23 protein-coding genes and 1 tRNA gene are annotated in these 26,842 nt (G+C 55.8%); 10 read left to right on the forward strand and 14 right to left on the reverse strand.

The features are described 5' to 3' along the window. Nucleotides 1–22: 22 nt before the first annotated feature. The 4 genes from ccdB to CVE23_RS05110 all read right to left on the reverse strand — a co-directional run bounded on the left by ccdB (nt 23) and on the right by CVE23_RS05110 (nt 2,603). Nucleotides 23–328: a type II toxin-antitoxin system toxin CcdB gene (ccdB, locus tag CVE23_RS05090; protein WP_015854715.1), complete on the reverse strand. Its 306-nt coding sequence runs from the start codon at nt 326–328 to the stop codon at nt 23–25. A gap of 2 nt (nt 329–330) precedes the next feature. Beyond that, nucleotides 331–549, reverse strand: a complete 219-nt coding sequence (gene ccdA, locus CVE23_RS05095; RefSeq protein ID WP_100849039.1) for a type II toxin-antitoxin system antitoxin CcdA — start codon at nt 547–549, stop codon at nt 331–333. A 58-nt stretch (nt 550–607) separates the two neighbouring features. After that, nucleotides 608–1,351 carry a MobC family replication-relaxation protein gene (mobC, locus tag CVE23_RS05100; protein WP_100849040.1) on the reverse strand — a complete coding sequence of 248 codons (744 nt, stop codon included), beginning with the start codon at nt 1,349–1,351 and terminating at the stop codon, nt 608–610. 901 nt (nt 1,352–2,252) lie between these two features. Beyond that, nucleotides 2,253–2,603, reverse strand: a complete 351-nt coding sequence (locus tag CVE23_RS05110; RefSeq protein ID WP_100849042.1) for a hypothetical protein — start codon at nt 2,601–2,603, stop codon at nt 2,253–2,255. 122 nt (nt 2,604–2,725) lie between these two features. Between CVE23_RS05110 and CVE23_RS22665 the strand changes: the two genes are divergently transcribed. Continuing rightward, nucleotides 2,726–2,914 carry a hypothetical protein gene (locus CVE23_RS22665; RefSeq protein ID WP_033111580.1) on the forward strand — a complete coding sequence of 63 codons (189 nt, stop codon included), beginning with the start codon at nt 2,726–2,728 and terminating at the stop codon, nt 2,912–2,914. A gap of 152 nt (nt 2,915–3,066) precedes the next feature. Here the strand turns inward: CVE23_RS22665 and CVE23_RS05115 are convergent, their stop codons facing one another. After that, a complete protein-coding gene (locus CVE23_RS05115; RefSeq protein WP_100849043.1) occupies nt 3,067–4,329 on the reverse strand; it encodes a tyrosine-type recombinase/integrase in 1,263 nt (420 codons plus the stop codon). A gap of 161 nt (nt 4,330–4,490) precedes the next feature. Then, nucleotides 4,491–4,566: transfer RNA gene (locus CVE23_RS05120), tRNA-Phe, on the reverse strand. Nucleotides 4,567–5,231: 665 nt separating this feature from the next. Between CVE23_RS05120 and CVE23_RS05125 the strand changes: the two genes are divergently transcribed. After that, nucleotides 5,232–7,385: an ornithine decarboxylase gene (locus tag CVE23_RS05125; RefSeq protein ID WP_049854445.1), complete on the forward strand. Its 2,154-nt coding sequence runs from the start codon at nt 5,232–5,234 to the stop codon at nt 7,383–7,385. 73 nt (nt 7,386–7,458) lie between these two features. Here the strand turns inward: CVE23_RS05125 and ansP are convergent, their stop codons facing one another. The 4 genes from ansP to mutY all read right to left on the reverse strand — a co-directional run bounded on the left by ansP (nt 7,459) and on the right by mutY (nt 11,878). Further along, nucleotides 7,459–8,916 carry an L-asparagine permease gene (gene ansP / locus CVE23_RS05130; RefSeq protein ID WP_038918049.1) on the reverse strand — a complete coding sequence of 486 codons (1,458 nt, stop codon included), beginning with the start codon at nt 8,914–8,916 and terminating at the stop codon, nt 7,459–7,461. A 464-nt stretch (nt 8,917–9,380) separates the two neighbouring features. After that, a complete protein-coding gene (gene mltC, locus CVE23_RS05135) occupies nt 9,381–10,463 on the reverse strand; it encodes a membrane-bound lytic murein transglycosylase MltC (protein ID WP_038918050.1) in 1,083 nt (360 codons plus the stop codon). 54 nt (nt 10,464–10,517) lie between these two features. After that, nucleotides 10,518–10,790: an oxidative damage protection protein gene (locus CVE23_RS05140; RefSeq protein WP_013316704.1), complete on the reverse strand. Its 273-nt coding sequence runs from the start codon at nt 10,788–10,790 to the stop codon at nt 10,518–10,520. A 2-nt stretch (nt 10,791–10,792) separates the two neighbouring features. Continuing rightward, on the reverse strand, nt 10,793–11,878 hold the full coding sequence (gene mutY / locus CVE23_RS05145; protein ID WP_100850410.1) for an A/G-specific adenine glycosylase: 1,086 nt from the start codon (nt 11,876–11,878) through the stop codon (nt 10,793–10,795). Between the two features lie 158 nt (nt 11,879–12,036). On the opposite strand from mutY, the gene trmB reads away from it, so the two are divergent. From trmB to CVE23_RS05170, 4 genes are all read left to right on the forward strand, one after another. Next, nucleotides 12,037–12,756 carry a tRNA (guanosine(46)-N7)-methyltransferase TrmB gene (gene trmB, locus CVE23_RS05150; protein ID WP_038918051.1) on the forward strand — a complete coding sequence of 240 codons (720 nt, stop codon included), beginning with the start codon at nt 12,037–12,039 and terminating at the stop codon, nt 12,754–12,756. Then, nucleotides 12,756–13,100 carry a YggL family protein gene (locus tag CVE23_RS05155; protein WP_049854447.1) on the forward strand — a complete coding sequence of 115 codons (345 nt, stop codon included), beginning with the start codon at nt 12,756–12,758 and terminating at the stop codon, nt 13,098–13,100. Before trmB ends, CVE23_RS05155 begins: the two co-directional genes overlap by 1 nt. A 108-nt stretch (nt 13,101–13,208) precedes the next feature. After that, entirely contained in the window at nt 13,209–13,928 is a 720-nt protein-coding gene (locus tag CVE23_RS05160) for a YggN family protein (protein ID WP_038661619.1), read from the forward strand. A 1,135-nt stretch (nt 13,929–15,063) separates the two neighbouring features. Then, nucleotides 15,064–18,093: an autotransporter domain-containing protein gene (locus CVE23_RS05170; RefSeq protein WP_225622641.1), complete on the forward strand. Its 3,030-nt coding sequence runs from the start codon at nt 15,064–15,066 to the stop codon at nt 18,091–18,093. Nucleotides 18,094–18,149: 56 nt separating this feature from the next. On the opposite strand, the gene CVE23_RS05175 is transcribed toward CVE23_RS05170, so the two are convergent. From CVE23_RS05175 to mutH, 4 genes are all read right to left on the reverse strand, one after another. Next, nucleotides 18,150–19,190 (reverse strand): NADP(H)-dependent aldo-keto reductase, encoded by a 1,041-nt coding sequence (locus CVE23_RS05175; RefSeq protein WP_100849046.1) that lies wholly within the window; start codon nt 19,188–19,190, stop codon nt 18,150–18,152. Nucleotides 19,191–19,404: 214 nt separating this feature from the next. Continuing rightward, on the reverse strand, nt 19,405–19,623 hold the full coding sequence (locus CVE23_RS05180) for a YgdI/YgdR family lipoprotein (RefSeq protein ID WP_038661608.1): 219 nt from the start codon (nt 19,621–19,623) through the stop codon (nt 19,405–19,407). A 153-nt stretch (nt 19,624–19,776) separates the two neighbouring features. Beyond that, complete coding sequence (locus CVE23_RS05185; protein WP_049854450.1) at nt 19,777–20,493, reverse strand: TerC family protein; 717 nt, start codon at nt 20,491–20,493, stop codon at nt 19,777–19,779. A 98-nt stretch (nt 20,494–20,591) separates the two neighbouring features. Continuing rightward, nucleotides 20,592–21,278, reverse strand: coding sequence for a DNA mismatch repair endonuclease MutH (mutH, locus tag CVE23_RS05190; RefSeq protein WP_038918057.1), 687 nt, complete (start codon nt 21,276–21,278; stop codon nt 20,592–20,594). Nucleotides 21,279–22,050: 772 nt separating this feature from the next. Here mutH and rppH point away from each other — a divergent pair. From rppH to thyA, 4 genes are all read left to right on the forward strand, one after another. Beyond that, entirely contained in the window at nt 22,051–22,578 is a 528-nt protein-coding gene (gene rppH, locus CVE23_RS05200; protein WP_038661599.1) for an RNA pyrophosphohydrolase, read from the forward strand. 14 nt (nt 22,579–22,592) lie between these two features. Then, the gene (gene ptsP / locus CVE23_RS05205; protein ID WP_049854492.1) at nt 22,593–24,839 is read left to right on the forward strand and encodes a phosphoenolpyruvate--protein phosphotransferase; all 2,247 of its coding nucleotides are present in this window, start codon (nt 22,593–22,595) and stop codon (nt 24,837–24,839) included. Nucleotides 24,840–25,032: 193 nt separating this feature from the next. Continuing rightward, nucleotides 25,033–25,896 carry a prolipoprotein diacylglyceryl transferase gene (lgt, locus tag CVE23_RS05210; protein ID WP_038918058.1) on the forward strand — a complete coding sequence of 288 codons (864 nt, stop codon included), beginning with the start codon at nt 25,033–25,035 and terminating at the stop codon, nt 25,894–25,896. Between the two features lie 31 nt (nt 25,897–25,927). Beyond that, nucleotides 25,928–26,722 carry a thymidylate synthase gene (gene thyA / locus CVE23_RS05215; RefSeq protein WP_038918059.1) on the forward strand — a complete coding sequence of 265 codons (795 nt, stop codon included), beginning with the start codon at nt 25,928–25,930 and terminating at the stop codon, nt 26,720–26,722. The last annotated feature ends 120 nt before the right edge of the window (nt 26,723–26,842 follow it).

Raw genomic sequence — 26,842 nt, forward strand, 5'->3', positions numbered from 1 at the left:
TGCAAGCACAATGAACCCCCTCTCATATCCCCCAAAACATAAGATTAATAGCATCCTTGATCTCATCTGCGTAGCCGCCAAGATCCGCGATAACTTCACCAATGACCTCAACAGGAACGCTCGATAGCTCAGTGGTCATCAGCCGATAATCTTCCCCATCGATGCGAATCAGCGGGAACAGCGTTTTATTCACTTTCTCAGACAGGTGGTGCGATTCGATAAGCGGGATAGCCATACGCCGCTTGGGAGTCTCGACAATATCACTTTGCACATCGACAAACATTTTGTAATGACTGGCGCGTTTGTATTCATAAACAATGAATTGCATGATCACCAGTTCCTGTTTTCATCCGCAAAGGAGCCATGCTGTGCGATGAGTCGGGCGACTTCCTCCATCCCTTCGCGGTTTTCCTTTCTCCACGCTTCAGCTTTGATGCGGCGGGCTTCTTTGCCAATGGCATCATTCACCAGCCCGGAAATATTGACTCCGGCAGCACTCAGAACCTGATAATTGTCTTTGTCCACGGTAACGCTGACGCGGTGTTTCATGATAATGCTCCTCTCTTATGCATACTGTGAGTATATACTTCGTGTGGTTGTTCAGCAATTAGCCAAGATTCAAATCCAAACCCCTCAACTCATCAACCGTATAAACCCGAAAAACATTGCGGTGCTTCGCTTCCAGCGGGATACGCTGATGGCTGACGATGGCGTATTTCACGCTATTGAACATCCGCTCAATAGCTCGCTTTATCTGTGGATCGGGCACGATATAGAAGACGTACATCCAACGTTTTTGAGTTCGAGTTATCAAATGTTGGGTGATAATTGCCTGATAACGGGCCTTGGTTTTCAGATGGCGCTCAGTCTCAACGGCGATGACGGTTCCGTCTGGTAACGTTATCACTCCGGCCGGGCGATGATATACCTCATAGCGGCTGCGGAATGTTGAATCAGCGCCGCTGATCCACCCATAAGCGCCTTTCTTCTCAAGAAGGAGCCGTGCTAGCTGACGATCAAGGCGCTGCATCAGCGTCCAGCCAGTGACTTTCGAGGGCTCAAACCGTGCAGGAAAACCATCCTCATGGGGTGTGGCAACAACGGATAATCCGTCATTGGTGATCCCCCACAGAGAGGTTTTCACCATTCTGGTGTTTATTTCATGCTTTTGGATCAATCCCATGTCGATGGCTTTTGCCAGCAACAGATAAAGCGGCTTGTGATTTTTATAATCAAAAAGCAGCATCAGGGTTTTAAAATCGCTGTAGGTTTCTTCTTTCAGAAAGGTGAGCAGAAGTCGCATTTTTTCGTGACTACGCGCCCGGCGTTCATGGTAATCAGAAATCAGCATGGTTCCTCCTTCGCATTTTACTGGGGTGTTCGCTCTTTCGGCTTTATCGCCTCATTACATGGGCGCATACCTTGGGGTACTGGCATGAGTCGACGTCATGAGGCGATCTTGTGGGGATAAAGAGGTGGCTGCTTTGCAGCCATGTGCCAGAAAATACATTTCCCGGCACAAAATGGCGTGCGCCAGTTCATGCGGGCTGGACGCCCTTATTGCCTGGCACATGGGGGTAATGTCGCGGCTGGACGCCACGCCAAAACCCCCAGGGTCAACGGCGGCACACCGTCGCGCGCTACGCGCGACTACCCCCTTTGAGACGCCGTTTTTCGCCCACTTTTTCTTTTGCCCGTGCCGGTCAGCGAAAAAATGGGAAAACGCCTTCAAAGTGGGTAGTCGCGCCTCGCTACCGGCTGGTGGCCGGAGACTTAGCGGCGACGGTGTGCGGGGCTGTCGCCCCCCAAATAAACCGACGCGTGGGCGCGTCTTTTTGCTCGCTGGGGCGGCAAAATTTATTCGGCTCCCCCTGGCCTGCTCGGTTTCCCTTGGGGGAAACGCTCGCCGGTGGGTTCGGGCGACGCAAATTAGCAATTTCTGCGAAATTGAATTTACTCGCCTCACACCACGGGTGAATGCCCGCGGGGCGCAGGCATCCACCCGCCTAAACCCGTCGCGTCCTGCGTCGTGCCTGGATGGCCTGTTGAGCGCTGTCAGTGTTGCGAAAATAAAACCTGCGGGCATGTCTTCTCCCTACTGAAATCAGCCGGTAGAAAAGGCTATCGGGAAAAGGGGAGGAGGCCTGCAAACAACTCAATATCGCATATCAAGAATTAGGGGGATTCAGTTATGGCAGCAAAAAAGCCCTGACCGTGAGTCACTCACGGCAGAGCTTTAATCAGGCGCGGGTTCAGAGGTTTATCGGGCGGGTCGGTGCGTGTGCGCGTCTGTGCATATCGTTAAGCGCCGGGATGAGTAGGCTGATGGCGTTTAGCCCATGCCCCAACTGGCATAAACTTTCCGGCGTGGATTCGCACACGTCATTATCGGCAAAGGTAATCAGCGCATCGCCAATAAAATTCAGGCAATGACACAGCCCGGCGCTGGTTTCGGCGCAATACTCTGCCACCTGCGAGAGTTCGTCATCGTCCATGTTTGAAAAATCCAGACGCGCCAGCGCGGCATTCATGGCGGAATACAGGCTCTCGCAATCCGGCAGTGATTGGTAAGACGGGCCCGTGTTACTATTGGTGTCAGCCATAGCATTAGTCTCCTTAATGTTGTGGTCAGAAGCCCGGAGAGTGTTCCTAGCACTGCCGGGCTTCGCTCTTTATCGTTGCAAAATACCGTGTAATTGCGGTGTAATTACAACAAGACCATGCTATGGAGTTTGTAATTACAATGTCAAGTGAAAAATCAAAAACAGACCAGTATCAGATTCGACTGTCCCACGAGTTTCGGGCGCAATTGGAAGAACAAGCCCACAAAGATGGCGACAAGACATTGGCTACATGGATAAAGCGTATTCTGCGCAAAGAACTCCAGACCCGAGGCATCGAACCCAAAGGTTAACGGTGATTCGGGGCCGTCAATGTCGCAAATCCTAACGTGTAAGAAACGTTTGGCAGAATGCCTGGATGGTTTTACGACAACGCTCCTGACGGGTTTTCTATCACATAGAAAGCCCGTCAGGAGCCAACAAGCGCAGCGCGTTAGCCGCAATATCACTCTTCTCCCCGGTAGCTCCGCGCATAAATATACGGTGCGACGTAGCCTTCGCGGTTTACATCCAAATAATCTGACCACCACTGCATCATCTCGATTCTGGCTTCCAGATGCTCCGCTTTATGCACATAAGCCGCCCGCACGCCGTTGCGCTCTTTGTGGCTCATCTGCCGCTCAATAGCGTCTTTTGACCAGCGCCCGGACTCGTTCAGCGCGCTACAGGCCATGGTTCTGAAGCCATGGCCGCATATTTCGGTTTTGGTGTCATAGCCAATCACGCGCAGCGCCTTGTTGATGGTGTTTTCACTCATCGGCTTGTTCAGGGTATGTGCGCCCGGGAAAACGAAGACCGATTCGCCGGAAAGCGCCTGAATCTGTTTCAGCAGAGCGACCGCCTGCCGTGACAGCGGCACCAGATGTTCATCCTTCATCTTGGCGCCACGCTCTGAGAACCGCACGCCGTCTACCGCTTCGCGCTGGGCGGGCACGCTCCAGATATGCGCTTTGAGGTTGAATTCATCCCAGCGGGCAAAACGCAGTTCGCTGGAGCGCAGAAAAACATGCAGATTCAGCTCCAGCGCCAGACGGGTGAGCATCCGGCCTTTGTAGCTCTCTATCTTCGCCAGCATTTCAGGCAGGCGTTTCAGCGGCAGAGCGGGGTGATGTTGGGTCACAACCGGGGTCACGACACCATCCAAATCGTAAGCCGGATTGTATTTGATGACGCCCTGCTGGACGGCGTGGCGCATGATTTTGGTCAGATGCTGGCGCACCCGTCCGGCGACGTCATGCACGCCTTTATCGTCAATCGCCTTAACCAACTGCGCCAGATGGCGGGTTTCAACCTTTGCGATATCCATCGCACCAATGGCGGGGAAAACGTAGCGTTTCAGGCAGATAAGAATTTTATCGGCGTGCGCGTCCGACCAGAGTTTAAGGCTGCTGGTGTGCCACGCCTGAGCGACATACTGAAAGGTGCGGGATTCATCAACGGCGGGGTTGTTCGCCTTGCGAAGCTGAGAAGGGCTGATGCCGGACGCCAATAGCTTACGCGCTGCATCGCGCTTTTCGCGGGCTTCTGCCAGTGTAGTTTGAGGGTAGGGTCCAAAGGCCAGACGGTTTTCTTTACCGCCGAAGCGATAGCGGAAATACCATAGCTTAGCGCCGCTGGGTGATACCGTGAGGTACAGGCCTTGCGAGTCTGTGAGCTTATAAGATTTTGCGAGGGGATTCGCGGATCGGACTTTGCTGTCAGTTAACATGTGAGGGTCACTCCCGTTCATCGAACTGAATGACCCGCAATCTGACCCACAAATTCCCCGATACGAAGGGATAAATCAAAACGCATCGGAAAAGATTTTCACGCCAACTTATTGAATCGCAACAATACAGGGATTGATAAGGAGGCATAAAAAAGGAAATGTGGTGCCCGGACTCGGAATCGAACCAAGGACACGGGGATTTTCAATCCCCTGCTCTACCGACTGAGCTATCCGGGCAACGGGGCGCATTAAACCGTATATCGTGGGGAGCGTCAACGAGTTTCTGTCATAAACGCTGCGGTTGGTCTATTTTCAGTCAGTTACCTCCATTGGCAGCCGGTTTCCGGCGTGCCGGAACGTTCCTGCGATGACGTGGCAGGCCAGACGGCGCGCGGTGTTGCGTCGATAAATACTGTCACATTCGTTTTCTTGAATTCGGCGAAAAATAATGCCACTATTGCGCGGTTTTTAACTTACCTTTCACCTGCGGTTATTAGAGGGTTGCGGATATGTCGGATTCAATGCTCATGGTACAGACGCCGTGCGCCGGATCTCTGCTGCTGTCGCCGCACCCTGAACGCCCTGCGTTAACCCCGTCCCTGTTTTCCCGATTATCCCTCGCCACTATGCGGTGAGGCGTGCTGACGCTCCCTGTTAGGCATGATTAAAAATAGAGCCGGTCTCTGATTTTACTGATGTCTATCGGACGGTGCTGGTCCCAGATGATGTGATGTTTGCCTGCGCTATCAGCGCGGGTCATACGTTTGTCGTGGTTGGCCGGCATGCTGTTCGTCGTTTTGGGCAGTAGTTGATCGGGTGCGTTACGCTTAAAGCGTGGCGTTATCCCTGCGAGGTGTCTTTTAGACACGTGCACTCATTCTTAACCGTTTGGGTTTGGTTACATGAAACAGTTAAAAATTGCGGCTAATGCGGCGGTTGCCTCCCGTCTAATCACCCTGCGTCCGGTTGTGGCGCTCAGTCAAACCGATTTTACCGACATCGCGGCCGTGGTGGTATCGGTTGAGGAGGCGCGCAGCGGCATCCTGTCGGTGATGCATCACTCCGGTTTCGGTATCCCGGCATTCGTAGTGCGGGAATCGTGGCACACCAGTCAGGAAGTACTGCCGCCGGGCAGCGAGTGGCTGAGTCTGGATAAAGGCGGGGATCACGCGCTCCAGTTGGAAAAAGCGGCGGCGGAGTATCAGGCGCGGTTGTTGCCGCCGTTCTTTGACACGCTGTCCAAGTATGTCGGCATGCGCAACACCACTTTTGCCTGTCCGGGTCATCAGGGCGGGGCGTTTTTTCGCAAGCATCCGGCGGGTCGCCAGTTTTTCGATTTTTACGGCGAAAACCTTTTCCGGTCCGATATCTGCAACGCGGATGTGAAGCTGGGCGATCTGCTGATTCATGAAGGGGCGGCCAAAAAGGCGCAGAAGTTCGCGGCCACCGTGTTCAACGCCGACAAAACCTATTTTGTGCTGAACGGTACCTCGGCAGCCAACAAAGTGGTGACCAACGCCTTGCTGACGCGCGGCGATCTGGTGCTGTTCGACCGCAATAACCACAAATCCAATCATCATGGCGCGCTGATTCAGGCCGGCGCGACGCCGGTTTATCTGGAAACCGCCCGCAACCCGTTTGGTTTTATCGGTGGGGTGGACGCGCACTGTTTTGACGACGGTTACCTGCGTGAGCTGGTGCGCGAAGTCGCGCCGGAGCGTGCCGATGAAGCCCGCCCGTTCCGTCTGGCGGTGATTCAGCTAGGCACCTACGACGGTACTATCTATAACGCCCGGCAGGTGGTGGACAGCATCGGTCATCTGTGCGACTACATCCTGTTCGACTCCGCCTGGGTGGGATACGAGCAATTCATCCCGATGATGGAACAGTGCTCGCCGCTGTTGCTGGACCTTAACGAGAACGATCCGGGGATTTTTGTTACCCAGTCGGTGCATAAGCAGCAAGCCGGTTTCTCGCAGACCTCGCAGATTCACAAGAAAGACAACCATATTCGCGGACAGAAGCGCTTCTGCCCACACAAACGCCTCAACAATGCGTTCATGTTGCACGCGTCCACCAGCCCGTTTTATCCGTTATTCGCCGCGCTGGACGTCAACGCCAAAATGCACGAGGGGCCGAGCGGCCGCCGGCTGTGGATGGAGTGCGTCAGGCTGGGGATCGAGGCGCGCAAGCAATTGCTGGAGCGTTGTTCCCTGATCAAGCCGTTCGTGCCGCCGACGGTAGGCGGCATGCGCTGGCAGGACCATGACACCGACGTGATGGCGCAGGACGTGCGTTTCTTCAACTTCGAACCGAGCGACAACTGGCACGCCTTCGAAGGCTATGCGCAGCAACAGTATTTTGTCGACCCGTGCAAACTGCTGCTGACTACGCCGGGGATTGACGCGGTGACCGGCGCTTATACCGAGTTTGGTATTCCGGCGACCATTCTCGCCAACTATCTGCGTGAACACGGCATCATTCCGGAAAAATGCGATCTTAACTCGATTCTGTTCCTGCTGACCCCGGCGGAAGACAGCGTGAAGATGGAGCGTCTGGTGGCGGCGCTGGTGCAGTTCGAGCAACTGATCGAGCAGGATGCGCCGTTAAGCGAAGTCTTGCCGAATCTGTATCACAAATATGAGCAGCGCTATGCCGGTTATACCTTGCGCCGCCTGTGTCAGGAAATGCACGATTTTTACGTCAGCCACGATGTGAAGCGGCTGCAAAAAGAGATGTTCCGCAAAGCCTCTTTCCCGCAGGCGGTGGTGTTACCGCAGGATGCTCACACGGCGTATATCCGCGGCGAGGTGGATCTGGTGCCGCTGGCCGACGCGGAAGGGCGCATCGCGGCGGAAGGGGCGTTGCCTTACCCGCCGGGTGTGCTGTGCGTAGTGCCGGGGGAAGTCTGGGGCGGGGCGGTGTTGCGTTATTTCCAGGCGCTGGAGGCAGGCATCAACCTGATGCCGGGTTTTGCGCCGGAATTGCAGGGCGTCTACAGCGTGGCGCAGGAAGACGGCAGCAAACGCCTGTGCGCGAATGTGATTGCTCGCTAACTGACTTGCACGGTATCAACCAAAGAGAAAACCGGGGGAAATAAACCCCCGGTTTTTTTATCGCTATCGGTCATCAGACCGCGGCTTTCTCGTGTTCCGCTTTCAGCCGGTTAACTTCTTCTTTCTGTTTACGCAGCCCGTACCAGCCGGCAATCAGCAGGATCGCCAGCACCGGGATGGTGGCGATAGTCCAGGTGCCGTTCGGATAATCCAGCGCCATCAGCACCAGCACACTGAACAGAAACGCCAGCGTCAGCCAGGAAGAGAACGGCGCCAGCGGCATACGGAAGGCTACCGGGCTGGCTTTGCCCTGATTAATGGCCTGACGCAGCTTCATCTGGCAGATGATGATGAATGCCCAGGAGGTGATGATGCCGAGCGAAGCCACGTTCAGAACGATTTCAAACACCTGCGACGGCACGATGTAATTCAGAAACACCCCGATAATGTGGATGCAGACGGTGACCAGAATCCCGGCGTAAGGCACCGATTGCGCGTTCATATTGCCGAGGAATTTCGGCGCGGAACCGCCCTGAGACAGCGAACGCAGGATACGGCCGGTGGAATACAGCCCGGAGTTGAGGCTGGAGAGCGCCGCCGACAGCACCACGATATTCATGATGGTGCCGATATAAGGCACGCCCAGTTTGCTGAAGAAGGTGACGAACGGGCTTTGCCCGGCCTGGTAGGCATTCCACGGCAGCAGGCACACCAGCAGAATGATCGACCCGACGTAGAACAGGCCGATACGCCAGATCACGCTGTTGACCGCTTTGGGCAGCGTTTTTTCCGGGTCTTTACACTCGCCGGCGGCGGTGCCGATCAGCTCTACCCCGGCGAAGGCGAAAATCACGCCCTGAATCAGCACCAGCGCCGGCAACAGGCCGTGCGGGAACAGGCCGCCGTTATCGGTAATCAGGTGCAGCCCCGGCACGTTGCCGTCCAGCGTTTTGCCGGTACCGAGGAAAATGGTGCCAACGACCAGGAACAGGGAAATCGCGGCGACCTTGATCAGCGCGAACCAGAACTCCATCTCGGCGAACCATTTCACGCCAATCATGTTCATGGTGGTGACGATCGCCAGCGCGCCGAGCGCGAACATCCATTGCGGTACGTCGGCAAAAGTGCCCCAGTAGTGCATGTAGAGCGCGACCGCGGTGATATCGACGATGCCGGTCATCGCCCAGTTGAGGAAGTACATCCAGCCGGCGACATACGAAGCTTTTTCACCCAGAAACTCGCGGGCGTAGGAAACAAAGCTGCCGCTGGACGGACGGTGTACGATCAGTTCGCCCAGCGCCCGCAGAATGAAGAAAGAGAAGATGCCGCACACCAGATAAACCAGCGCCAGCGCCGGGCCGGCCATCTGCAGTCGTGCGCCTGCGCCCAGAAATAAACCGGTGCCAATCGAACCGCCGATGGCGATCATCTGCACCTGACGGTTACCCATGCTTTTGTGATAACCCGCTTCATGTGAATCGAGCCAGCGTCGTTTGGCGTGGTGTTCGGTCTCATTTTTGTGTTGATTCATTGCCCGTTTGATTCCCTTGTCTGTCATTCAGGAGAATGAAATTGGCTGTTGTGTCACAGCCTGGCTCATTGAGTGGATGGTGTTTTTCGGGCCGAGCCGGAACCGGACTCCCTGTCAGGGCCGGGCCAAAAAACGTCAGCGATGCTACCGTTTCCTGACCCGAGAGGCAAAAATTCTCTGCGCTAATCCGGTGGGTTTGTTTTGTTTGTGTGCTTTGGTTTTTATTTATATCAAACGATTAATCCGTAAATTATTTATTTTTAAGTCTTTAAGGCTATTAAATGCTGTTGAGATAGTGTTTGCTTATGACTGTAACCAATCGTTTGCATTGGTTATTTGTTAATCATTGCTGATGTAATCATGGCGGCGAGAGAGGAGTTAGCAGAAAAACGCTGACCGGGAGCCGGCGAGCGGTGTCCTGTGCCGGACAGGAACACCGCTTGTTCGGGGCTGACGCTGTGCCGTCAGCGACTGTAGCCGCGATAGTTTTTCTGCGCGGTGTTGACCTTATACAGATAATGCCGCGATTCAGCGGACGGATGGCGCGTCGTCAGGGTTTGGTAGACCTCGCCGGGCGACATGCTATTGATGCGGCTGAACGCGGCGTCCTTATCGCTGGAGAACACTCGCAGCACGCTGCCCGCGCCGCCGTTATAGGCGGTGATGACGGCGTAGCGCTGCGACGTCGGATCCTGAATACCCGACAGGTAGACGTTTTTCAGCATTGACAGATAAGCCGTGCCGGTGTCGATGTTGTTTTCCGGGTCAAACAGGTAGCTGCGGCTCGGCTGTCCCCATTTGCCCTTCATTTTGAACACGTCGCGGCCGGCGCTGTGCTGCACCACCTGCATCAACCCCAGCGCGTCGGAACGGCTGACCGCGTAGGGGTTGAAACTGGATTCGGTCTGCATGATGGCCAGGATCAGCGAGGCGTCGATACCGTAGCGTTCGGAGGCCTGACGCACCATCGGCAGATATTTGTGCGCGCGTTGATCCAGGTGGTTCGGCACCAGTTGAATGGTGACCGACCAGATCACGCGCATGCCGGAGGTGCGGCGCTGTAGCTTGTTCTGAATCAGATAATCGGCAAAGTTGCCGGCGCGGCCTTCCCAGCGAATCGGCTGGCCGGTGTTATCCAGCACCTGACCGTACAGCAACGGCTCACGGCTGATCTGGATGTCGTTGGCGTCGGAATAGAGGTCGGTGTTGCTGGCGTTATCGCCCATCAGCAGGGTGGTGATGATCGCCTGACGCAGGCTGGCCTGATAATTGGTAGAAGAAATGGTTTCGATGGTGATGCTACCGGCGTCGAAGTTGACGTGACTACGCGTCATATATTGGTCGGAGTATTTGACGTAGTCTTTGGGGCCGGCGATCAGAACCTCGTTCAATCCCCAGATGTTTTCGATGTTGTTGGCGAATTGCCCCATCAAAATGTCGAAGGCGTTGGTGTCTTTGATAAAAGCCTCGTTGTTCTCGCCTCCTTTTTTGCTGGAGCAGGAAATCAACAACGGGGCAATAAGCAGCAAAGCAAACAGTTTCTTCATCGTATCAAGCCGTACGGGATCAGGGACGCGTCAGGGCCTGGCGGCCCCTGTCATTTAATGTTGCGGTGGGGTGTAACCGTCGATATGCACGTCCTTGCCTTCGAACAGGAACTGCACCATCTCCTGCTCCAGCAGCTTACGATGCTCCACATTCATCATGTTGAGCTTTTTCTCGTTGATCAGCATGGTCTGCTTGGTCTGCCACTGGGACCAGGCTTCCTTTGAAATTTCGTTATAGATGCGTTTGCCCAGCTCGCCGGGGTAGAGCTGGAAGTCGAGCCCTTCGGCGTCGCGTTGTAAAAAGGTACAGAAAATGGTTCTGCTCATGCTTATTCCTCATCATGTGCGCAGGCTTCAGCGAAGATCGATTGCGGCTGAGCCAACTGGCGTAGCAGCCGTTCCACCGGGGCGGCGAGCCCTACGGACGGCGGCTGCGCTAAGTTATACCAGAGACCGGCACCTTCATCCATGCAGGAACCCTGGTCGGAAAGATCCAGCCACATCGGCACAATATCCAGATGGAAGTGGCTGAAGGTATGGCGAAAAGCAATGCCCTGACGCAACGCCTGCCGCCGGATGCCGCGCTGGTCGAGCCATTGCGTCAGGTCATCCGGGCTGGCGAACTGCGGGAAGCAATACAGACCGCCCCACAGGCCGACCGCCGGGCGCTGTTCCAGCCACACCGTCTGCGCATTTTGCAGCAGCAGAAACCAGGCGGTTTTTTCCGGCAGCGTTTGTTTGGGTTTTTTGCCGGGATACTCGGCCCAGCTATGGTTGGCGTAAGCGACGCAGCCGTTGCTCAGCGGACACAGTTCGCATTTCGGGCGGCTGCGGGTGCAGACCATCGCGCCCAGATCCATCATCGCCTGATTGAATTTTTCGACCCCGAGTGCGGGCGTGACGGTTTCGCTTAGCGTCCAGAGCCGTTTCTCGACCTCTTTTTTCCCCGGCCAGCCGGCTACGGCGTAGCAGCGCGCCAGCACCCGTTTGACGTTGCCGTCCAGAATCGGGTAGTGCTGACCGAGCGACAGCGAGAGAATGGCGCCGGCGGTGGAGCGGCCCACGCCGGGCAGATCGACGATGTCGTCAAAACGGGTCGGAAACTCGCCGCCGTGGCGGTCGACGATGGTCTGCGCCGCCTTGTGCAGGTTGCGGGCGCGGGCGTAATAACCCAGCCCGGTCCATAGATGCAGCACTTCATCCAGCGGCGCTGCCGCCAGTTCGGCCACCGTGGGAAAACGCGCCATGAACCGTTCAAAATAGGGAATGACGGTGGTCACCTGAGTCTGTTGCAGCATGACTTCCGACAGCCAGACTTTATAGGGGGTCTTTTCGAGTTGCCAGGGCAGGGTTTTACGGCCGTAGCGCTCGTACCACTCCAGTACCTGTTGCGCGAACTGTTGCGCTTGCATCATAGAGGCGTCGTTATCCGGCTGGTAAAAATTTGACAGCGATTGCAGCACAGAGTGAATGTACTGTAAACCGGAACTTTCCGCCTCCGGCTACTTGCTAAACAACCGTATCCTTGGATAATGCGCGTTTTCCCAACCCAATCAGACTTACAGAAAGCATTATGATCAATAACGTCATCTCTCCGGAATTTGATGAAAACGGACGCCCGCTGCGCAGAATCCGCAGTTTCGTGCGCCGCCAGGGCCGCCTGACCAAAGGGCAGCAACAGGCGCTGGATGATTTTTGGCCGGTGATGGGCGTGGAGTATCAGAATGAGGCGCTGGATTTCGCCCGGCTATTCGGACGCGATGCGCCAGTGGTGCTGGAGATCGGTTTTGGGATGGGGGCGTCTCTGGTTACGATGGCGCAGCAGCATCCGGAACAGAATTTTATCGGTATAGAAGTACACGTGCCCGGCGTAGGGGCTTGTCTGGGCGCGGCGCAGGAAGCGGGCGTCGACAACCTGCGGGTGATGTGCCATGACGCGGTGGAAGTGCTGGAGCGCATGATCCCTGACGGTTCGCTTGCTATGGTGCAGCTGTTTTTCCCCGATCCGTGGCACAAGGCTCGCCATAATAAACGCCGCATTGTGCAAGTGCCGTTTGCCGAGCTGGTGCGCAGCAAGCTGGCCGTCGGCGGCGTGTTTCATATGGCGACCGACTGGGAACCTTATGCGCAACATATGCTCGAAGTGATGAGTTCGCTCGCAGGTTATCGCAACCTGTCGGACCATAATGATTATGTGCCGCGCCCAGCGTCGCGGCCATTGACCAAATTTGAGGCCCGCGGCCAGCGGCTGGGGCATGGTGTCTGGGATCTGATGTTTGAGAGGAATCAATAATGGCTAAGAATCGGAGTCGTCGTTTACGTAAAAAGCTGCACATCGATGAATTTCAGGAATTCGGCTTCTCGGTAAGCTGGCGTTTCCCGCAGGGGACCAGCGTAGAAGCGATCGACAGCTCGCTGGACCTGTTCGTCGATGAAGTGATCGAGCCGAATGGGCTGGCGTTTGAAGGCAGCGGTTATCTGCAGTGGGAAGGGCTGGTGTGCCAGCAAAAACTGGGTAATTGCACCGATGAACATCGTGAACTGGTACGCAAATGGCTGGACGCGAACCAGATGACGGACGTGACGGTCAGCGATCTGTTTGACATCTGGTGGGATCTGCCCGCCAACCTCGGTTAAACCGCGCATTCTTCGTCATCACCGGCGGTTCAGCCGGTGATGATGGCTGTCGGTCTTGGCGGCCGGTCGTTTCGGCTGGCGTCGGGCGCTGTTTTTTCAGGAGTCTTTATGTTGCGTAAAATGACCTTGGGTGCATTGATGTTACTAGCCTGGCAAGCGCAGGCGGCCTATCAGTGCAATGTTCAACCTCAGGACGACATCATCATCAGCCCGCAGAGTGTGAAAGTGGTCGGCGCCAGCGGCAATTTGCAGATTTCGCCGCAGGGCGACATGCTGAGCAACGGCAGCGCGCTGAATCTCGATGCCGGACAGCGTCAACAGGCCAAAGCGTACCAGTCTGAACTGCGTCAGCAACTGCCGTGGATTGACGAAGGCGCAAAGCAACATCTGGAGAAAGCTCGTCAGGCGCTGGACAAGGTGATTGTGCAACAGTTGGGCAGCGACAGTAATGTGCGCAACCGTCTCGGCACGCTGGACGAACAGTTAAAGCAGCAGATGAACCGGATTATCGAACACCGTAGCGATGGCCTGACCTTTCATCATCAGGCGATTAAGCAGGTTGAGCAGGACGGACGGCAGATTGTCGAACGCAGTCTGGGCGGCGTCTTGCAGGACAGCCTGAATGAAATGGGCGTCAAACAGATGGGCAGCGGTGGCGGCGGTAATCCGCTGCAGGCAATGATGGGTAATCTGGGCGGTCTGCAGAAAGCGATCCAGACCGAGTGGAACAATCAGGAAATGGATTTTCAGCGCTTCGGCCGCGATGTCTGCAATCGGGTGACCGCGCTGGAAAATCAACGCCAGACGTTATTGCAGTCGATTAAATAACCCTTCTTTATAAAAGGGCAAATGCCGTTTTGCGCGTTTGCCCTTGATTGCCTGATTATTCAGATATGCTTTCCTTAATTCTTCCGAACTGTAGCATCCTGTCTGCATAACTGTATCCCGACAATACCGACAACGAATGGAAAATACTTTATCAGCCAGTTGGCAATGCTAATTACGCTTGTGGCGTTATCGTGTTGAGGAGTAAACGGAAATGGCAGGTATCGCTTATCGTGTGCCTCACCAAGGCGACAATAGTGCTTTAGTGTGCCAGCCATCATTTTTCCTTTCACCTGAATATGTATCTGGAATGATTAAGTTGTGGTTATATTCATGAGCGTTATGTATTAACGAGGTGCGTTTGTTTATAAACAATGTTTCCTCTCTGTCCCTGAATGTTGCTTTGTTTTTCTATTTGTTTCCTGTGGATTGGGAATTTATTTAATTCATCAAAACGTAAATTAAAGGGCTTGTTTTGTTCATTTTTGTCGTGTAAAGATATCGTTAAGAAGCGCAGGTTTTCGTTATACATAAAGTCATGCACATAATCATGGCATGTAGTACGGCATGCAGCACGACATGTGGTTTGGTTGTCGCGCGGCATAGCGCTACGGCGCAGAGTCCGGCATAGGACAATGGCGTAAGAGATAAAAATAGTGTGTTGCTGAATCAATGGAATGTGTGAGTCTAACAAGGGATGATGGTCGATGATTGCAGGTTATTGCCAGATAAATGGTATTTTCATCAATAAGATGATGGCGTGTGTGCGTTTTTTCGTTCAACGAAGATCATCAATTTTATTTCTTTATTCAGTGTCGTTTTTTCGAATGTATACCCTAAATAACTCAGGTATGCAGGATGTCTTGCGCATCTGCAACTTGACGTGTGGCGAATATATCGGATAAAGCGATGCTTCCCGCACAGCAGATAAATGCACCCGTAATGCTTGATTATCGGATCTCGCGATCCGTTTATTGAGATTTTATTATTCTTTAATATCGCCAGGATGTGTCATATGCGCATGACGTTTAATACGTTAGGGTTTTCTTATGTCAGAAAATCAGTAGTTTTTCACCGTATAAAAACGGATTTTCATCACAGTGGGAACGCGCAAGATAAAAAGCGATTTAACAGGCGGTTGATCGCCGCGCTGCTGCTGGCCCAATTGACGGGCTCCGTATTACATCCGGCGCTGGCCGCTACCGCTGAGGATTTTCGGACCCGCGAATATATGTTTAACGGCGCGGCGCTGGATTCCATGCATGTCGCCGAAGCCTACGCGTTGGGATACAGCGGCGCCGGGGTAACGGTCGGGATTATTAACCGCGTCGGCGATCTGTCCAGTAATAACGAATTCAATGGTAAGGTGGACGCCGGTTCGCACTGGATCAGCGACCCCAGCAGCGCCAGCCCGCACGGGTACTGGGTGGCCGGGGTCATTGGCGCGGCAAGGAATGGTTTCGGCATGCAGGGCGTGGCTTATAATTCGAACCTGCTAACGCTGGGAACGGATAACTCCGTCAATGATCTGTTTCAGGGCATGGTCGATATGGGCAACCGCCCGGATGTGAAAATCATCAGCAACAGCTGGAACTTTCTGTTTTATCCCGACCAGATTTCCTCTTATTCCGCCGTCATGCAGGATTTTCTGTTAAATACGATGGTGCCGGTATATACCAGCGCGGCGGATGTGCTGGCCAGTCAGGGGCAGTTAATGGTGATGTCGGCCGGGAACGAAGGGCACCTGACGCCGGCGCTGTTTGCTGCGTTGCCTACGGTACTGGACAATAACGGCCTTCAGAACAGCATCGCCAACACCTGGATTAACGTCATAGCGTACGATCCGTCTCAGCCCACCAGCAGCGCGGCATTCATCGCCACCTTCAGCAACCTGGCGCAGGGCGCGACCGACTACAGCCTGCTGGCGCCGGGCGTGAACGTCATAACCTCCTCCACCAACAATACCTATGTTCGGATCAACGGCACCTCGTTTTCCTCACCCTATGTCGCCGGCGTCGGCGCACTGCTCAGCCAGGCGTTTCCCTACATGAGCGGCAAGCAGATTGCCGATGTGCTGCTGTCTACCGCGACGCCGCTGACCGGCAGTAATTTGCCGAAAGCGGTGGTGCTGGCCAACGAGCAGTATGATGAAAACCAGTCGCTGACCAGCTCCGCCGTTAAGGTCTACTCCACCCATACCGGCATTACGTTTACCGACGACGAACTGACCACGCTGATAAGCTCGCTGAAGATTAACAGCACATATAGCGGCATGACGGACGACCAGGTTCGCGCCGCGATTCTGAGCGCCGCCGCCGACCAGAATATTACCGTGATGACGCAAAGCGACTATCAGGCGCTGTTTGGTCAGGGGGTGGTTAATGCCTTCAAAGCGGTGCAAGGCCCCGGCTTGCTGAACGCCAAACGTTTGGTGAACAGCGATCTCAGCAGCGGCGCCTTTGGCGGGAACTTTGCTCTCTATTCGATTGATACCAAAGGCATCGACAGCACCTGGAGCAACGATATCGGTCAGGTGAAAAACACCGCCAGCGGCAGTGCGCTGTCCGGGTTGGACGTCGGCCTGCGCAAGCAGGGCGCCGGTACCTTGTATCTGACCGGCAATGATACTTTCGCCGGCCCGACCGTGGTGGAAGGCGGCAAGCTGATCGTGGGCAAGGTCGCTGGCGGCTCCGGCAGCCTGGCGGGAGACGCCTGGGTGCAATCCGGCGCGGTGCTGGGCGGGCACGGCGCCATCAACGGCTCGGTGGTAGTGCAGAATGGCGGTACGCTGTCGCCCGGCAATTCGGTCGGGACGCTGACGGTCGGCAATGTACGTTTTGATCCCGGTTCGATTTATGAATTTGAGATTGATCAGCAGGGCAACGCCGACCAACTGGTGGTAACTAATAATGCCCAACTGGCGGGAACCGTGAAGCTGGTCGGGCGGACCAGCGGACATCTGGGCGATCGGTTCGCGCTGGTGCAGGCGGGAGGAACGCTAAGCGGCGCGTTCGACAAGCTGGAGTCGACTAACAACTCGCTGTTTTTGGCCGACGCGCTTACCTACAACCCGCAAAGCGCGTTCGTCAGCGTGGTGCGTAACAACGTCCGTTTCAGCGACGTGGCGCAAACCGCCAATCAGAAATCGGTCGCAAACGCCATTGACAACCAGTCGGGCACCGCGGTGCTGAACGCCATTGCCGACCAGCAGGATGCCGACAGCGCGCGGCGCGCCTTTGATAATCTGAACGGCGAGTTCTACGCCACGGCGCGCAATGCGCTGATTCGAAACAGCCGCTCGGTACGCGATATCCTGAACAGCACCATGAGCGGTGCGGGCAAAGGCGCCGAGCCCTGGGTGAGTAGCTGGGGGTATGACGGCCGTCAGGACGGCGACGGCGCGCAGGCGGGCATGAAATACAATGGCTATGGTCTGCTACTTGGCAACGGCGGGCATTGGGGGGAACAGGGGGCGCTGGGGTTTGCCGTTGGAGCGGAAAAAGGGCGGATCACCATGGACGATCGCGCGTCACGCGGTGATCTGGACGCCTGGCATGCCGGCGTTTACCTGTCCGGACGGGCGCTGGCGCTCGACCTGCGCTCCGGACTCAGCTACAGCTATCTCACCCTCGACAGCCAGCGCGGCATCAACGTCTCCGGGCTGAGCGGCCAGGCGACGGGCGATTATCGCGCTAATCTGGTACAGGGATTTGTCGAAGCCAGCCATCGGTTTGATTTCTTTAATACCGTGAGCGTAGAGCCGTATGGCAACACCGCCTGGGTTTGGCTACAGAATCAGAGCGGGCAGGAGAGCGGAAACGGCGCGGCGCTGGCATTTGCGAAGGACACCACCCGCGCGGCCTTTGCGACCGGCGGCCTGCGTCTGAAAGTACAGCCATTGTCACGCTTGCCGGTGTCACTGTATGGGGATATCGGTTATCAGCGCCGCTTAACCCGCGACGATAATCAGGTCCGGCTGCGCTTTGTTTCCGGCGGCGATACTTTTACTACCGAAGGTTTGCCGCTGGCGGACAATACCCGCTTGATGCGGGCGGGCGTCGCGGTGGACTTCTCCCGCAACATCCACCTGTCGCTGGGGTATCAGGGCGATCGCGCAACCCGGGTTAAAGACGACAGCGCGCAGGCCCTGTTCAGTATGGCGTTCTGACAGCATGGCGTTTTGAGGTAAAACGCGCCTTCCCGAAAGGAAGGCGCGTTGCGAGGTCAGGGCGCGGGAATGGTAAAGCAGCGGTGGATGGCTTCCAGTTCCGTCAGCACGTCTTCGCCGAGCGTCAGGTCAAGGCTGTCCAGGTTAATCTTTAATTGTTCCAGCGTGGTGGCGCCGAGCAGGGTGCTGGCGACAAACGGCTGCTGACGTACAAACGCCAGCGCCATCTGCGCCGGATCCAGACCGTGTTTTTGCGCCAGCGCCACGTATTCGGCGATGGCCTGCTGGGTATGGGGCGCCGAGTAGCGCACAAAGCGGCTAAACAGCGTATTGCGCGCGCCGGCCGGTTTAGCGCCGTTCAGGTATTTGCCCGTCAGTGTGCCAAACGCCAGCGGCGAGTAGGCCAGCAGTTCCACTCCTTCATGCTGGCTGATTTCCGCCAGCCCGACTTCGAAGCTGCGGTTCAGCAGGCTATAGGGATTCTGGATAGAGACAATGCGCGGCAGGTCGTGCTTTTCCGCCAGTTGCAGATAGCGCATCACGCCCCACGGGGTTTCGTTCGACACGCCGATATAACGAATTTTACCGGCGCGCACCTGCTCGTTCAGCGCTTCCAGCGTTTCCAGCAGCGTGACGGCCGGTTTTTCGCTGGTGTACTGATAGCTCAGTTTGCCGAAGCTGTTGGTCTGGCGCTGCGGCCAGTGCAACTGATACAGATCGATGTAGTCGGTGTTCAGACGCTTGAGGCTGTCTTCCAGCGCGGCGCGGATATTTTTGCGATCCAGCGCCTGCTGCGGACGCAGGCTGTTGTCGTTGCCGCGCACCGGTCCGGCGACTTTGCTGGCGATGATCAGTTTTTCGCGCCCGCCGCGGCTTTTCAGCCAGGAACCGATATAGCTTTCCGTCAGCCCCTGCGTTTGCGAACGTGGCGGAACCGGGTAGATTTCCGCGGTATCAATCAGATTAACGCCGGCGGCGACTGCGAGATCCAACTGGGCGTGGGCATCCGCTTCGCTATTCTGTTCGCCAAAGGTCATGGTGCCCAGACCCAGCGTACTGACTTCCAAACTGCTGTGGGGAATACGGTGATAGAGCATTGCAGTGTCCTTTTTATTCTTCTGAGTAACGCGGGTGCGACGGCACCGCATTTTCGACTATAACCAAGCCGTGACGAGGGGGGAAGACTCTTTGTGCGGGAAGGCCGGGCATTAATGCGGGGAAAAACGGTTTTCCCCCACACGGGGAAGGCGATGGGGATGGCGGGGCCAAACAGAATCTCTGAATCTGGCCCGGCTGATGCGAATAACCGCTCTAGCGTTCAATCACCTGGGAAATGTTGTCGTTGTTGATCTGGTGTTTTACGCCTTCTTCATCAGTATAACTGAGCAGACCTGTAGCCGGATCCAGCGTCGGTTTTCCCTTGGTCAGCAGCATCTGACCGTCTTTGGTGGCGATAACATAGTGGCTGGCGCAGCCGGAAAGCAGGACGACAAAAGTCAGGGCAACGGCGGTTTTTATCCGAAATCGCATGCTGAATTTACCTGTTATTTAGCAAAAAAACTGAACGTCTTTTCAGTCTAGCAAAGCGTTGTCCGGGCGAGGTTAGGATTTATGGCAAAAAAATTAAAAAGATACGTAAGGATGGGGCGGGAAACGGCGCGCTGGCCGTTTCCCGCAGGGGAATTACCGGTTTTTGACGGATTTCTTGCCGCGCATCAGGTTCAGCGCCTCTACCGACATGGAGAAGAACATGGCGAAGTAGATGTAGCCTTTCGGCACATGGATATCGACGCTTTCCAGAATCAGCGTAAAGCCCACCAGAATCAGGAATGACAACGCCAGCATTTTCACCGACGGGTGGCGATCGACAAACTCGCCGATGGTGCGGGCGGAGAACATCATCACGCCGACGGCAATCACCACGGCGGCCATCATAATGAACAGATGGTCGGACAGACCTACGGCGGTAATTACCGAATCCAGGCTGAAGATGATGTCCAGCAGCATAATCTGCACGATAGCGCCAAAAAAGGAATGCACCTGCGAGGTATGGTCTTCCGCGCCGCCTTCAATGGTTTCGTGGATCTCCTTGCTGGATTTCCAGATCAGGAACAGGCCGCCGAGGAACAGAATCAGGTCGCGGGCGGAAACCTCCTGCCCGAACACGCTAAACAGCGGATTGGTGAGTCTGATAACCCAGGCGATGGACGCCAGCAGACCGAGGCGCATCAGCATCGCGCCCATCAGGCCGATACGGCGGGCTTTGTTCTGCTGATGTTTGGGAAGCTTGGCGACGACCAGCGACAAAAAGATGATGTTGTCGATGCCAAGTACGATTTCCAGTATGGTGAGTGTCCCCAGCGCCAGCCAGGCGTTGGGATCCGCGATCCAATCGAACATTATCTCAGTGCTTCCTTAAACGAAACGTAAATGACCATTATCTCTGGCCTGCCGGCGTGCAGGCAAGAGGATTTAGGCTGTGTCCCGCCCGGAGGGCATTACAGCAGAAAATGCCGGGCCAGTAACGGCGTGGTGAAGGTTTTCTTCAGGTAAAAGCCGCGCGGCAGCGTCAGAATCGGTTGCCCGTGCTCGCCAATGGCTTCAGTCAGCGCCCGGCTGTTGGCGGCCTTGGGGCGCAACTGCAACACCTCGCCGTGACGGGCGGTGATGCTTTCCACTTTGCCCAGCACGATCAAGTCCATCAGTTCTTCCCAGTCCTGCTGTAGTTGCCGCTCTTCCTCCGGGCTGGGGCTCCATAACAACGGCGCGCCGATGCGGCGCTCCCCCAGCGGGATAGGACGCGAACCTTCCACCGGAATCCACAGCACTCTGGTCAGCTTGCGGCGCACATGGCTGCTTTCCCAGGTCACGCCGCTGTTGCCGGTTAGCGGCGCCACGCAGACAAAGGTGGTTTCCAGCGGCCGCCCCTGTTCATCCACCGGGATGGTTTTCAGCTCAATCCCGATGTCAGGGAAGTCCTGCTCCGGCTTACTGCCGGCGCTGGCGCCCAGAAAGCGCTCCAGCAGTACGCCGATCCACCCTTTGTCTCGCTTAAGGTTGGCGGGTAGCGGCAGTTGGGCGATTCGGGCCAGTTCCGCCAGCGAATAGCCGGCCAGCGCCTGCGCCCGTAGCAGCAGGGCCTGTTCACTGTCCGGCGCGTCCTGATGGGGGATGGGTGTCTGCATGGATTGCGTATCCGTTACTGATAACAAGGGTGATTAAAAAAAGTACAGCCATAACGGAGGATAACGTCAGGCATTCAGCTATTCAGATAAAAAATAATAATAGCATGATTCCTTTATGATTTTTCTCCCTGTCTCCACAGGGAAAAACACGCTGTCGGTTTTTGTTCATGACAAGACACCGACAATGAACAGGATTTTACACTATGTTATCCACAGTTTTTTGGGATAACCGGGATAACTCGGGATCACTGTTTTGATTTACAGCCTTGACTGGCGCTGCTTTTGCTGGTTTTGCCGATTTTTTGGCTGGTTTTCGTCGGTTGCCTGTGGATAACACCGGTGTAGTGCGATCTTTCGCCACTCCGAGAACCACATCGGAATCGGGCTGCATCAGGCGGTGGAGAAATCGGGGAAAGGCAGGTTAATTGGTTGAAAGGGAATGGCAATTTAGCGGGTGAGATCACGAGGGCGTGAAGGTTGAAATGAGTTTTACGCACTTTTTCATGATGTTCTTCACAAAGATGTCCACAGAAAAAGTGAATAAACCGACGGAATTGCCGTATGAATGTTTATAACTTTGATCCTATCTGTGGGTTAACGTCGATTTATCAGCGTGGAGCGGGAGCAGCGAGGCGGCGGCCTGAGCCGCCGATGTCCGGCGTGATAGCCGGAAGCGGCATCAATAAAAGGGATGTAAAGCGGTAGTTTACCGTCTGTCAGTAGTGTGAAACAATCGAGTCATCTTTGCATTCTAGTTTATCGAGGTAGTCCGGTGATCGACGATGATGGCTACCGCCCGAATGTTGGTATTGTAATTTGTAATCGGCAGGGTCAGGTATTGTGGGCCCGTCGCTACGGTCAGCACTCCTGGCAGTTTCCTCAAGGGGGAATCAACCCCGGAGAAAGCGCGGAACAAGCGATGTACCGCGAACTGTTCGAAGAGGTTGGGCTGCGGAAAAAGGATGTTCGTATCCTGGCTTCCACCCGAAGCTGGTTACGCTATAAATTGCCAAAACGTTTGGTGCGTTGGGATACAAAACCGGTATGTATCGGCCAAAAGCAAAAATGGTTTCTGCTACAGTTAATGTGTAATGAATCAGACATCAATATGCAAAGCAGCGGCACCCCGGAATTCGACGGGTGGCGCTGGGTGAGCTACTGGTATCCGGTACGCCAGGTGGTGTCGTTCAAACGTGACGTTTATCGAAAGGTGATGAAGGAATTCGTCATCGCCGTGATGCAGCTACAGGAGAATTCGGCTACCCGAATGTCATCAGGAACCAGACGAAAACGAGGATAATCCGACACATCATGATGCTCACGCGACTGCGAGAAATTATTGAGAAGGTTGCGGCCGCGGCCCGACTGAGTGATGCGTTGGATATTCTGGTGAATGAAACCTGTCTGGCGATGGATACGGAAGTCTGCTCCATCTATCTGGCCGATCACGATCGTCAGTGTTATTACCTGATGGCGACGCGCGGGCTGAAAAAGCCGCGCGGCCGCACCATTACGCTGGCGTTTGGTCAGGGGATTGTCGGCCTGGTCGGCGAACGGGCGGAGCCCATCAATCTGGCGGATGCGCAAAGCCACCCCAGTTTCAAATTCATTCCTGCCGTACGTGAACAACATTTCCGCTCGTTTCTGGGCGTGCCGGTGATCCACCGGCGTCAATTGCTGGGCGTGCTGGTAGTCCAGCAGCGCGAACACCGGCAGTTCGACAAAAACGAAGAATCGTTCATGGTGACGCTGGCCACCCAGATGGCGGCCATTCTGTCCCAGTCTCAGATGAAAGCGCTGTTCGGGCAATACCGGCAGACGCGCATCAAGGCGATGGCGGCGTCTTCCGGCGTGGCGATCGCCCCCGGCTGGCAGGACCGCAGCCAGCCGTCGCTGGAGCTGGTATTTCCGGCCTCCAGTCTGGATAGCGACCGCGAACGCTCCCGGCTGCTGATGGCGATGGAGGAGGCCGGGGCGGAGTTCCGCCGTTTCAGTAAGCGTTTCAGCGCCAGTGCGCAGAAAGAGAGCGCGGCGATCTTCGATTTCTATTCCCACCTGCTCAACGACGCGCGCCTCAAACGCGAACTGTTTCAGGAAGTGGATACCGGCAGCGTGGCCGAATGGGCGGTCAAAGTGGTGATCGAACGGTTTGCCGCGCAGTTCGCCAGCCTGCAGGATCCTTACCTGCGCGATCGTTCCAGCGATCTGCGGGCGCTGGGTCAGCGTCTACTGTTCCATCTTGATGACAACGCCCAGAGCAACGGCCAGTGGCCGGAGCGTTTCATTCTGGTGGCGGATGAACTGACCGCCACGCTGCTGGCGGAGGTGCCGCAGGAGCGCCTGGCCGGCGTGGTCGCGTACGACGGCGCCGCCAATTCCCACGCCGCCATTCTGGTGCGGGCGATGGGCATTCCCACGCTGATGGGCGCCGATATCCAACCCGAGCTGTTGCATCAGCGTCTGCTGGTGCTGGATGGCTATCGCGGCGAGTTGCTGGTGGACCCTGAACCGGTGCTGGTGCAGGAGTATCAGCGTCTGCTGAGCGAGGAAAACGAGCTTACCCGGCTGGCGGAAGATGACATGGAACGCCCGGCGGTGCTGAAAAGCGGCGAGCGGGTGGACGTGATGCTCAACGCCGGTCTGAGCGCCGAACATGAAAAGCGTTTCATCAATCAGGTGGACGGCGTAGGGCTGTACCGCACCGAAATCCCGTTTATGCTGCAAAACGGTTTTCCCTCGGAAGAGGAGCAGATGACGCAATATGAAGGCATGTTGCGGCTTTATCCGTCCCGCCCGGTGATGTTGCGTACGCTGGATATCGGCGCGGACAAGCAACTGCCTTACCTGCCTATCAGTGAAGAAAATCCTTGTCTGGGCTGGCGCGGCATCCGCGTAACGCTCGATCAGCCGGAAATTTTCATGATTCAGGTTCGCGCCATGCTGCGCGCCAATGCGCATATCGGCAACCTGAGCATTTTACTGCCGATGATCAACAGCCTGGATGAGATCGATGAGGCAAAGCGGTTGATCGATCGCGCCGCGGCGGAAGTGTCGGAAATGCTCGGTTTTCCGCAGCCGCGTCCGCGCATCGGCATTATGATCGAAGTGCCGTCGGTGCTGTTTCTGTTGCCGCATCTGGCGTCCCGCATCGATTTTGTCTCCGTCGGCACCAATGACCTGACCCAGTATCTGCTGGCGGTGGATCGTAATAACCCGCATGTCGGCGCCCTGTACGACAGCCTGCATCCGTCGATGCTGCAGGCGCTGAACATGATCATCACTCATTGCCGACAATATTCGTTGCCGGTATCGGTGTGCGGCGAGATGGCCGGCGAGCCGATGGGCGCACTGCTGCTGATCGGGCTGGGATACCGCACGCTAAGCATGAACGGTCGTAGCGTCGCCCGCATCAAATACCTGCTGCGCCGGATTGGCGAGGAAGAGACCCGCCAGTTGACGGACAAGGTGCTCAGGGCGCAAACCGCCAGCGAAGTGCGCCAATGGGCGTCGATTTTCATTGAAGAACGCGGGCTGGGCGGCTTGATTCGCGGCGGGCGCTGAGCGCGGCGTCGCCCCATTTTCATACCAGATCCATGCCGGAAATGTTTACAGTTCTTTTATCCCCTCGTCGCCAACTGTTTCCATTGGCTATGCTATCATGCGCAACCGCGGACGGCTGACGGAAGCCCTGCCTTCCTTCCGGCCCTTGAATAGCCCCGAAATCAGGGACAAAGCAACGATAATGTGGTGATCGATGACGACGAGCTATCTGGTATTTCCCCAGTTTGATCCGGTAATTTTTTCGTTAGGGCCGGTTTCCCTGCACTGGTATGGATTGATGTATTTGGTCGGGTTTGTGTTTGCCATGTGGCTTGCGGTACGCCGGGCGAACAAACCGGGTAGCGGATGGCGCAAGGAAGAGGTGGAAAACCTGCTCTATTTCGGGTTCCTCGGCGTATTTGTAGGTGGTCGTCTGGGTTATGTGCTGTTCTACGCTTTCCCGTCGTTTCTGGATAATCCGCTCTATCTGTTCCGCGTGTGGGACGGCGGCATGTCTTTCCACGGCGGCCTGCTGGGCGTCATCGCGGTCATGCTGTGGTTTGCGCATCGCACCAAACGTCATTTCTTCCAGGTATCTGATTTCATTGCCCCGCTGATTCCTTTTGGTCTGGGCGCCGGGCGTCTGGGCAACTTCATCAATGGCGAACTGTGGGGCCGCGTCAGCACCGATGCGCCGTGGGCGATGCTGTTCCCGGGGTCGCGCGGCGAAGACATGGCGCTGGCGGCCGGCAACCCGCAGTGGCAGGCGATCTTCAATCAATACGGCGTATTGCCTCGCCACCCGTCGCAGTTGTATGAACTGGTGCTGGAAGGGGTAGTGCTGTTTATCATTCTGAATGTGTTCATTCGCAAAGCACGCCCGATGGGCAGCGTATCCGGCCTGTTCCTGATCGGCTACGGCTGCTTCCGCATTATTGTGGAATTCTTCCGCCAGCCGGATGCTCAACTGGGGCTGTTCGGCGGCGTCAGTATGGGGCAGATCCTGTCGGTGCCGATGGTATTGGCCGGAATCCTGATGATGGTCTGGGCGTATCGTCGCCAGTCTGCCCGGCAGTAAATGTTGATAAAAATTAAGTAGGTGAGATGGTATGAAACAGTATCTGGAACTGATGAAAAAGGTGCTTGAAGAAGGGACTCCCAAGGATGACCGCACGGGCACGGGGACGTTATCGATTTTCGGCCATCAGATGCGTTTCAACCTGCAGGATGGCTTTCCGCTGGTGACCACCAAGCGTTGCCACCTGCGCTCCATCATCCATGAGCTGCTGTGGTTTCTGAACGGCGATACCAATATCGGCTACCTGCATGACAACAAGGTCACCATTTGGGATGAATGGGCGGATGAAAATGGCGACCTGGGGCCGGTTTACGGCAAACAATGGCGCGCCTGGGGTGCGGCGGACGGCCGTCAGATCGACCAGTTGCAGACGGTGCTAAAACAGCTGAAACAGGACCCGGATTCCCGCCGCATCATCGTTTCCGCCTGGAATGTGGGCGAACTGGACAAAATGGCGCTGGCGCCCTGCCACGCTTTTTTCCAGTTTTATGTCGCGAACGGCAAACTCTCCTGCCAGTTGTACCAGCGCTCCTGCGACATTTTCCTCGGCCTGCCGTTCAACATCGCCAGCTACGCGCTGCTGGTGCATATGATGGCGCAGCAGTGTGACCTGGAAGTGGGTGATTTCGTCTGGACCGGCGGCGACACCCACCTCTACAACAACCACCTTGAGCAGACTCGTCTGCAGCTTAGCCGTGAGCCGCGTCCTTTGCCGCGACTGGTGATCAAACGCCGTCCGGCGTCGCTGTTTGATTACCAGTTTGACGATTTCGACATAGAGGGTTATGACCCGCACCCCGCCATCAAGGCGCCGGTAGCCGTCTGAGTCTTATCCTGCTCTGATATCACCTGATACCGCCCAACGGCGGATGTTGCTGACAATGGAAATCGCGGTTTCCTGCTGATCAGTCGGACATCTTGCCGTTGGGCGGTTTTTTTGTCCTCT

This window comes from Dickeya fangzhongdai (assembly GCF_002812485.1).
GTDB classification, from domain to species: domain Bacteria; phylum Pseudomonadota; class Gammaproteobacteria; order Enterobacterales; family Enterobacteriaceae; genus Dickeya; species Dickeya fangzhongdai.